Below are 7,659 nucleotides of genomic sequence, written 5' to 3'. Positions count from 1 at the left end.
GTAGACCTGGCTGTCGGCTCCAACCATGGGAGCGTGACCAAGGTGATCCATACCGCGTCCATACCGCGAGAGGGTGGGATAGAAGGGGAAACAATGCGAAACGTTGAGAGGTCAAGAGCCAGTCAGGACAGGTGTTCCACGTGTTTCCCCCGGTCAGCGGGTGGGATCTTTTCGGGCTCATAACCCGAAGGTCGGACTCTGGAGTCGGTTGCTTCGCTCCCGTCGTTTGCTGCCCGGGAGCTGGGTATCGGTCTCCGTAGACGGGGATTCCACCGGCTGGGGCTGCAGACTCCTGCAGTTCTGGCCGTGTACCAAGGGGGGCACTCCTCGTCGACCGGTTCTTGTCGAAGCCGGTCGGACATCGGAATCCGGTGGCATGTTTTGGCGCGAGACGGGACCGGTGCGGATTCGTTCGGTAGCGACGTGAACCCCGGCGGAGAATCCAGTCTGACTCTCCACCGAGGCTCTTGCGCATCACCAGGATGAGGCTCCTACCCGATTCGCTCGATGATCTCTCGGACGGCATCGGTGATGGCGTCCGGCCGGTCGACCTGCATCAGATGTCCCGAGTCGTCCAGAGTGGTGTGCACAATGTTCGACGAGAGTCCGGCGAGATCCTTCTGCTGGCTCGTCCATGCCTCGAAGGACTCGGGATCGTGATACGGAGTCGCGGCCGGGATCGCACCATCGGGTGTTCCGAGCACCGTGAAGAGAGGTGTCCCTGCTGAGAGGACCGTGATAGGCAGGGCGTCCAGATCGCCGATCGCTGCCAGTTGCTTGCTCCCCGAGGCCAGGTCGACGAACTCGATCGGACCAGAGGACGACGGCGGGGAATCACCGAAGCTGTCGGCATTCACACTGTCGATGAGCACCAGGGCTGCAGTCCTGTCCGGATACTGGTTTGCGAACAGTTGCCCGATGGCCCCGCCCCATGAGTGTCCGGCTATGACTACAGGCTCTGTGAAGGACATTCTGTCGAGGAATGCCACGAGATCGGCTACCTGGTCGTCTGCCGTTCTGGTGGTGCCTTCCTCGACCGGATCGCTCCCTGCGACCCCGCGACGTCCGAATACACAGACCTCGGTGAACTCGGCGATGCCGAGCTGGGCTCCGATCCAGGCATACCAGTGCTCCGACGGCTCAGCCTGGAACGGCAGCGTGTACAGCCCGTGCTCGATGATCACCTTCGGTGACCCCGAACCCTCACAGGAGTACGCGAGCTGCGCGCCGTTCACTGTCACCAGATCGTAGAAGTCGGCTTTCGACCCTTCGGGTGCTGTTGTCGTGGTCGTAGTGGCGGGCGCTGTGGTGGTCGTGGTCGTCGCGGCGACGGTCGTCGTCGTGACGACGCTCTCCGTTGTCGTCGTCACTGCTTCATCGGTCTCGCCTGTGGTCGCTTCTCCGCTCGCGCTGCACGCAGCTGCGACCAGGGAAACGGCGAGGATCAACCCAACGAGCCGGCGTGGGTTCCTTGTCTTGAAATCGTTCATGGTCTGCTCCTTTTCGTCCATCGGTGTGTGTGCCGGTCGGCAACGAACTTCACTCCGATGCATCGATCGTGCCGAAGCGGTGTTCAGAAGATGTTCAGATGAACAACTGCCGAGCAGATCGGAGGACCCGCGGTTTCCTGAACATTTTCTGAACACCTGCGGTGCAGGCTCCCGACATGACAACTCGCAATCACCAGGACACTCGCGTAGTGTTCTTGCCAGCATGAACTTCAGCGTCCTCGGACCGATCAAAGTGAGTGAGGCGGAACACTCACTTGACATCGGTGGGCCGAAGCAGCGAACCGTTCTCGCCATGTTGATCGCGGGTGCCGGAAGAATCGTCTTGGCCGACTCGATCGCCGAGGCCGTGTACGGCGATGAACTTCCCGAGCGGTATCGCCGCAATGTGCAGACGTACGTGTCCACACTCCGTGCCGTAGTCGGAGATTCGATCACCAAGGATGGTGATGGCTGGGTCTTCGTCGCCGAGACATCACAGGTCGACGCTCTCGAGTTCGAGGAACTCTGCGTGTCGGCTGTCGACATGTCCGAGCTCGATGCCGGGGCTGCGGGGAGCGTCTTGCGGGATGCCCTTGCACTGTGGAGAGGGCATCCGTACGCAGGCATCGAGGCACACGGGCTCCTCGGTGCTGAGGTGGCACGCCTGAACGAGATGCGCGTGACGGCCCAGTCTGCACGTATCGACGCCGATCTCGCATCCGGTCGCAGCATCGATCTCATCGGTGAGATAGAGGGCCTCATCGCACAGCATCCCTACAACGAGAGGTTCCGGGCCCAGCACATGATCGCGCTGTACCGGGCGGGAAGACAGAGAGACGCTCTGGGTTCCTTCGCCGACATGAGGTCGACGCTCGTCGAGGAACTGGGGTTGGACCCGACACGTGAGTTGCAGGACCTGGAGCAACGGATCCTCGACCAGAATCCATCGCTCGATCTGGCGTCCCCCAAGACCATCGAGGTCAAGGCTGTTCTCGTTGCAGACCCCGGCGATGCGACCGACATGGGCGTCCTCTCGTCGTCTGAGCGAAACGAGCGACTCGCCCGGATGTTCGAAACGCTCAGGCGAAGCGCCGAAGCCAACCAGGGGGGAGAGGTTCGTCCGGCGGGTACGGCGAGCTATGCGACGTTCGATTCGCCTCTTCACGCGATCGCTGCCGCCGAGTCCGTCGGTCTCGAGCTCGCCGACACAGCGATCCGGTTCGCAGTCGATTGGGGGGACATCGAGATGTCCGACGACGGCATTGCCGGGCCACCTGTGACACGGGCGGCAGTACTTGTCTCCATCGCCCACCCGGGACAGATCCTTCTCTCGCAGGACGCGCAACGTGCGGTGATGGCCGACGGCGAGGGTGCGGGTGTCCGCATCGAATCGCTCGGAAGCTTCGATCTGCAAGGAATCGAAGCCCGGGTTCCGATCTACCAGCTGCTCGTCGGCGACCCGGCGAGATCCTTCCCCGATCCCCTGGTCGACCGTATCCCGCCACCTCTTCCTCAGGGTGACCAGCGATCCGTGCCGGGGTACGAGCTGCGAGATTCCGTCGGCCACGGGTCCGTCGGAACGCTCCATCGGGCGTACCAGCCGTCGATCGGTCGAGAGGTGCTTCTCGAGGTGATCGACCGCACGAGATCCTCAGATGCCGGCTTCATCCGCTACTTCGAGGCGAACACCCAAAGGCTCACCGCCATGGACCATCCCAACATCAGCTCGCCTCTCGACTACTGGCGGGACGGCCAGGGTGCGTACGTCGCCTACAGGCTTCACCGTGGCGGATTTCTCGATGTCACCGATGCCGATCCGGAACGTGTCCTGAGACAGGTCGGGGACGCCCTCGTGTATGCCCACTCGCTCGGTGTCGTCCACGGATCGGTGCGACCGGATCGCATCGCTCTCGACGAGGCCGGAAACGCGTACCTCCTGGGATTCCCGATTGAAGAGAACGTCTACACGTCGTCGCCTGAGTTCGCTGCGTACATCGCACCGGAAACCATGGGGTATGGTCAACCGACGCCGGCAGCCGACGTGTACTCCCTCGGTGTTCTGGCCCACGAGCTGTTCGCCGGTAGGGAAGCCCCAGCCGATCTTCCGATCGAGTCCGACTCTCCAGCCATCGCTCGAGCCCTGAGCGACGATCCCGCCGATCGGTACGCGTCCGTTGTCTCCTTCCTCGAGGGCTTGCTCCCCGATTCGAGTGGAGCTGCGCAGCGCCGGTACACGGCGACGCGTAACCCCTACAAGGGGCTCTCGACGTTCGTCGAATCAGATGCCGATGACTTCTTCGGACGATCCGACGTGGTGGCAGAGATCATCGCCGCGGTCAGAGACAGCGGTGTCGTCGCGGTGGTCGGGCCTTCGGGAGTGGGGAAGTCTTCCGTCGTGCGCGCCGGGTTGCTCCCGGCGTTGCGCGCAGGAGGGCTGCCGGGTTCACAGAACTGGGTCGTGGCCGGCATGTATCCGGGAGTCCAACCGTTCCGGGAGCTCGAACGTGCCCTCGAGCAGGTTGCCGTTGCGCTACCCGGAGAGACGCGGCATCTTCTCACCGTCGAAAGCACCGAGTCCTTGACCGACATCGCGTCGGCTCTGCCCGAAGGTGCCGACCTCGTGCTGTTCGTCGACCAATTCGAGGAGATCTTCACGATGAGCGATGGGACTGCGGTGCGTCGATTTCTCGACCTGATCACACGGACCCGGGATCTCGACGGCGTGCACGTCGTCATCACCCTGCGTGCAGACTTCCTTGGCAGAGCCTTGCAGTACTCGGGCTTCCGTGAGGTTCTTCAGGCCGGAATGGTCGTCGTGGGCTCACCCAATCCGGAGGAGCTCGCCGAGACCGTGAACGGACCGGCCACCCGAGTGGGTGTTCGTGTGGATCCCGCTGTCACAGAACGCGTCGTGGCCAGTGTGAAGGACCATGCCAGCTCGCTACCGCTTCTCCAGCACACCATGTCGGAGCTGTTCCAGATGCGCGGAAGCGACGTGATCACGCTCGCCGACTACGACGAGATCGGTGGTGTGACCGGGTCGCTCGCGATGCGGGCCGAGTCGATCTTCGGTGACCTCGACGATGCCGAACGCGAAACAGCGCGCCAGCTGTTCCTTCGGCTCGTCGACATCCAGGGGAACGGCACCGTCGTCCGTTCCCGAGTTCGCGTGTCGGATCTCGAAGCCCTCGGGGCGGGGTCGGTTGCCAACTCCTTCGTCGGGTGGCGCCTGCTCGTGCTCGACTCCGACACGGCGACACGCATCCCGACGGTCGAGGTTGCTCACGAGGCTCTCTTTCTGAACTGGCCCCGTCTTTCACGGTGGATCGAGGACGTGAGCGAAGACCTGGTGCTGCGTCGCCGGCTCGAGGACTCGGTCGACGAGTGGATCGCCCACGACCGTGACGATGCCTACCTGTTGACCGGAACCGGACTCGACCGGCACCTGGCATGGACCGGTGACACCGAGCTGTCGCTTTCTGAGGAGGAACTCCGGTACGTCGGCGCCTCGCGTGATGCCCGTACGTCATTCGTGGAGAGGAGTAGGCGACGACGGCGTGCCGTGCTCGCCGGATTCGCCTCCGCCGCTCTGGTCGCTGCGGTCCTTGCTCTGTGGGGGCTTCGCTCGTCGAACGACGCACAGAACGCTGCAGCCGAGGCACGATCCCGCGAGCTGATGGCGCGATCCATGGCTGCGATCGATGACGATCCCGAGCTCTCGCTGATGCTCGCGCTCGATTCGGTCGACACCGAAGTTCCATCATTCGAGTCTGTTCAGACGATCCGTGCTGCCCTTCGAGAGCACCGCACCGTGTTCAGTCTCTCCTGGGACCAGCCGCTCTTCTGGACGGCCATTGCTTCCATCAGCGCCGATGGCCGGCTGCTGTCGGTCACGGGCGAGCAGAACAGAGTCGAGGTGTGGGACATCCAATCGGACACGCCGGCGATGATCTGGTCATACGAAGCGCCGTGGCTCGGTGGTCTCCACATACAGCGCCCCCAGTTCACGCTCGACGGGGAGTACCTCACGGCCGCCGTGTACTGGTTGGCAGGGACAAACCCGGAACTCGACATCCCGGAGCTTCCACCCGGGCCGGGCCTCGAAGGGCTCTACGTGTGGGACGCTACCTCAGGCGACCTCGTCGATGTGATCGAGGGCCCGTGCGGTCCCATGCTGCACAGTCAGCGCGCCGAGTGGATCGATGTGCGCGAACCGGTGTTGCTGATGCCGGACACGCCGATCGAGAACAACCGACCTGCTGCCGCAGCTTGTGACTCTGGAGCGCTCCCTGAGGACACATCGGCGCCGCTGCTCGAGACGATCTGGTTCGCCGACCTCACGACGGGTGAAATCGTGGGTGAACGCGAGGTCGCAGAAGACTTCCTCATCGGGTCGGTTCTCCCCGGTGGCCTGACGGCACTGCTGACATATCCGGGCCGCTCCGAGATCATCGTGATCGTGTCCGGCGAGGTCGTCAGGACGTTCGACTCTCCGCCGGTGCCGATCGGAATCACACCCGCAGGTGATGCGTTCATCTCCCCTGACCCGCCGGCGCTGATCGATCCAGACACGTTTGAGATCATCGGTCCGTTCACGCCCCCGCCCGGCGGTCTGGCAGGGTCCTTCAGCGGAGATGGGTCGGTCTATGTGCGCGGGGCGGAGCGTGAATCGGTGGTCGTCTGGAACGTGCCTACCAACATGGCCGATCTCGCCCTGAAGGGCCACAATGCCCAGGTCGTGCTCCCGCCGTCGATCACGGTCGATGGGACGCGAGTGGCGACGGGGGCTCCCGATCGGACGGTGCGCGTCTGGAGTCTCGATCCGTGGACCGCTGAACTCGGAGGATTCTCCCTCGCCGACGGGTTCCACGTTGACGCATCGGTCGATCTCGTAGGGTCCCGAGGTGTATCCGTCGTGTATCCAACGGCGGGCCGCGACCTCTTCGACCTGACGAACGGGTTCATCACACGACACGCCGTCGGGCAGGTCGTCGTCTTCGACTACCCAACCGGCGACGTGGAGATGGTGCTGGACGGTATTGGCGGAAAGGCTGCCCGGATCTCTCCGGACGGCACGGCCATCGCCGCCCAGACGTCGAGCAACGATGGCTTCGGCCCTGTCGTTGTCTTCAACATCGGGAGCGGTGAGCGGCTCGCCGAGATGGAAGGGACGTGCGTTTGGGTGCTCGAGGGAGCGACGCCCACGTGCACTACCGGTTCCGGCATTCCGATTGGAGCGATCGATCTCGACTTCTCGCCAGACGGATCGATGCTGGCGGCCGCCGGCGGAGCCTCCCAGCGCCTCCTGGTCTGGGACTCCGAAACCGGAAGGCAGGCCTTCGAGAGCGACCCGCTGGGGTCCTTCCCGACCACCGCTGTGCAGTTCAGCCCCGACGGCACGATTGTCGCGGTATCCAGCAAGTCCGGGACGTGGATCTTCGACACGGCGACGTGGGATGAGATGGAAGCCATCGAACACGTCGGGAAACCATCGTGGGCGATCCGGTTCACCAACGACGGTCGCCAGCTTCTCGCTGCCCAGGCCCACACGGGGACCATCGGTGCGTACAGCACAGACACCTGGACCCTCCAGCGGACGCTGGAGGTCGGACCGGGACAGATACGGGACCTCGAGGTCAACGAGGACGACTCGCTCATCGTAACCGCCAGCAGCGACGGGTCGGTGCACGTCATCGAACTCGAGACCGGTCGTCTCGTCGACCGTATCGAGCTTCGCGACGATGCCACGAATGTTGCATTCGTCGATGACGACGCACACCTTCTGGTCACAGCCGGCAGCGGACCTGTAGAGGTCTACACGTTGGATGCGAATGAGCTCATCGAGATCGCGGCATCCCGGGTCACCAGAGGATATTCAGAGGACGAATGCGAGGCGTTCTTCATCGGCATCGAGTGCCCAACCGCTCGGTGACAGGTGTTCCCTCTGTGGAAGCGTTGAACAACGACAAGGACCAGAGTCCACTGGTATCGGGAGCCCACTCGTAGGGCTCATAACCCGACGAGTGCGATGCGGCAGATCGCCTGCAGGTCGACAGGTCAGGTCGGCGGGATGTTGCCTCACAAGGGTGGAGGTTGGTGTCGCCGTCTGCCGTTCTGCGTGAGGTCGCCAGGACGCGCTCAGGACGCGTTTCATTGAAAACTGGTGAAA

Annotated in this window: 2 protein-coding genes; one reads left to right on the top strand and one right to left on the bottom strand. The window is 63.4% G+C overall.

Features of this window, described 5'->3' with window-relative positions; genetic code table 11:
* Positions 1-491: 491 nt before the first annotated feature.
* Positions 492-1,490: an alpha/beta fold hydrolase gene (locus GWP04_11355; protein ID NIA26148.1), complete on the bottom strand. Its 999-nt coding sequence runs from the start codon at positions 1,488-1,490 to the stop codon at positions 492-494.
* Positions 1,491-1,713: 223 nt separating this feature from the next.
* Here GWP04_11355 and GWP04_11350 point away from each other — a divergent pair, with 223 nt between their 5' ends.
* The gene (locus GWP04_11350) at positions 1,714-7,422 is read left to right on the top strand and encodes a protein kinase (GenBank protein NIA26147.1); all 5,709 of its coding nucleotides are present in this window, start codon (positions 1,714-1,716) and stop codon (positions 7,420-7,422) included.
* Positions 7,423-7,659 lie beyond the last annotated feature (237 nt).

The organism is Gammaproteobacteria bacterium, assembly GCA_011682695.1.
Lineage (GTDB): Bacteria > Actinomycetota > Acidimicrobiia > Spongiisociales > UBA4744 > BMS3Bbin01.
This window is presented reverse-complemented; position numbering and strand designations above follow the sequence as displayed.

What these genes read in the sequence shown, in the direction of transcription:
- GWP04_11350 (NIA26147.1), top strand. Translation starts at nt 1,714, where the DNA reads ATGAACTTCAGCGTCCTCGGACCGATCAAAGTGAGTGAGGCGGAACAC.
- GWP04_11355 (NIA26148.1), bottom strand. Translation starts at nt 1,490, where the DNA reads ATGAACGATTTCAAGACAAGGAACCCACGCCGGCTCGTTGGGTTGATC.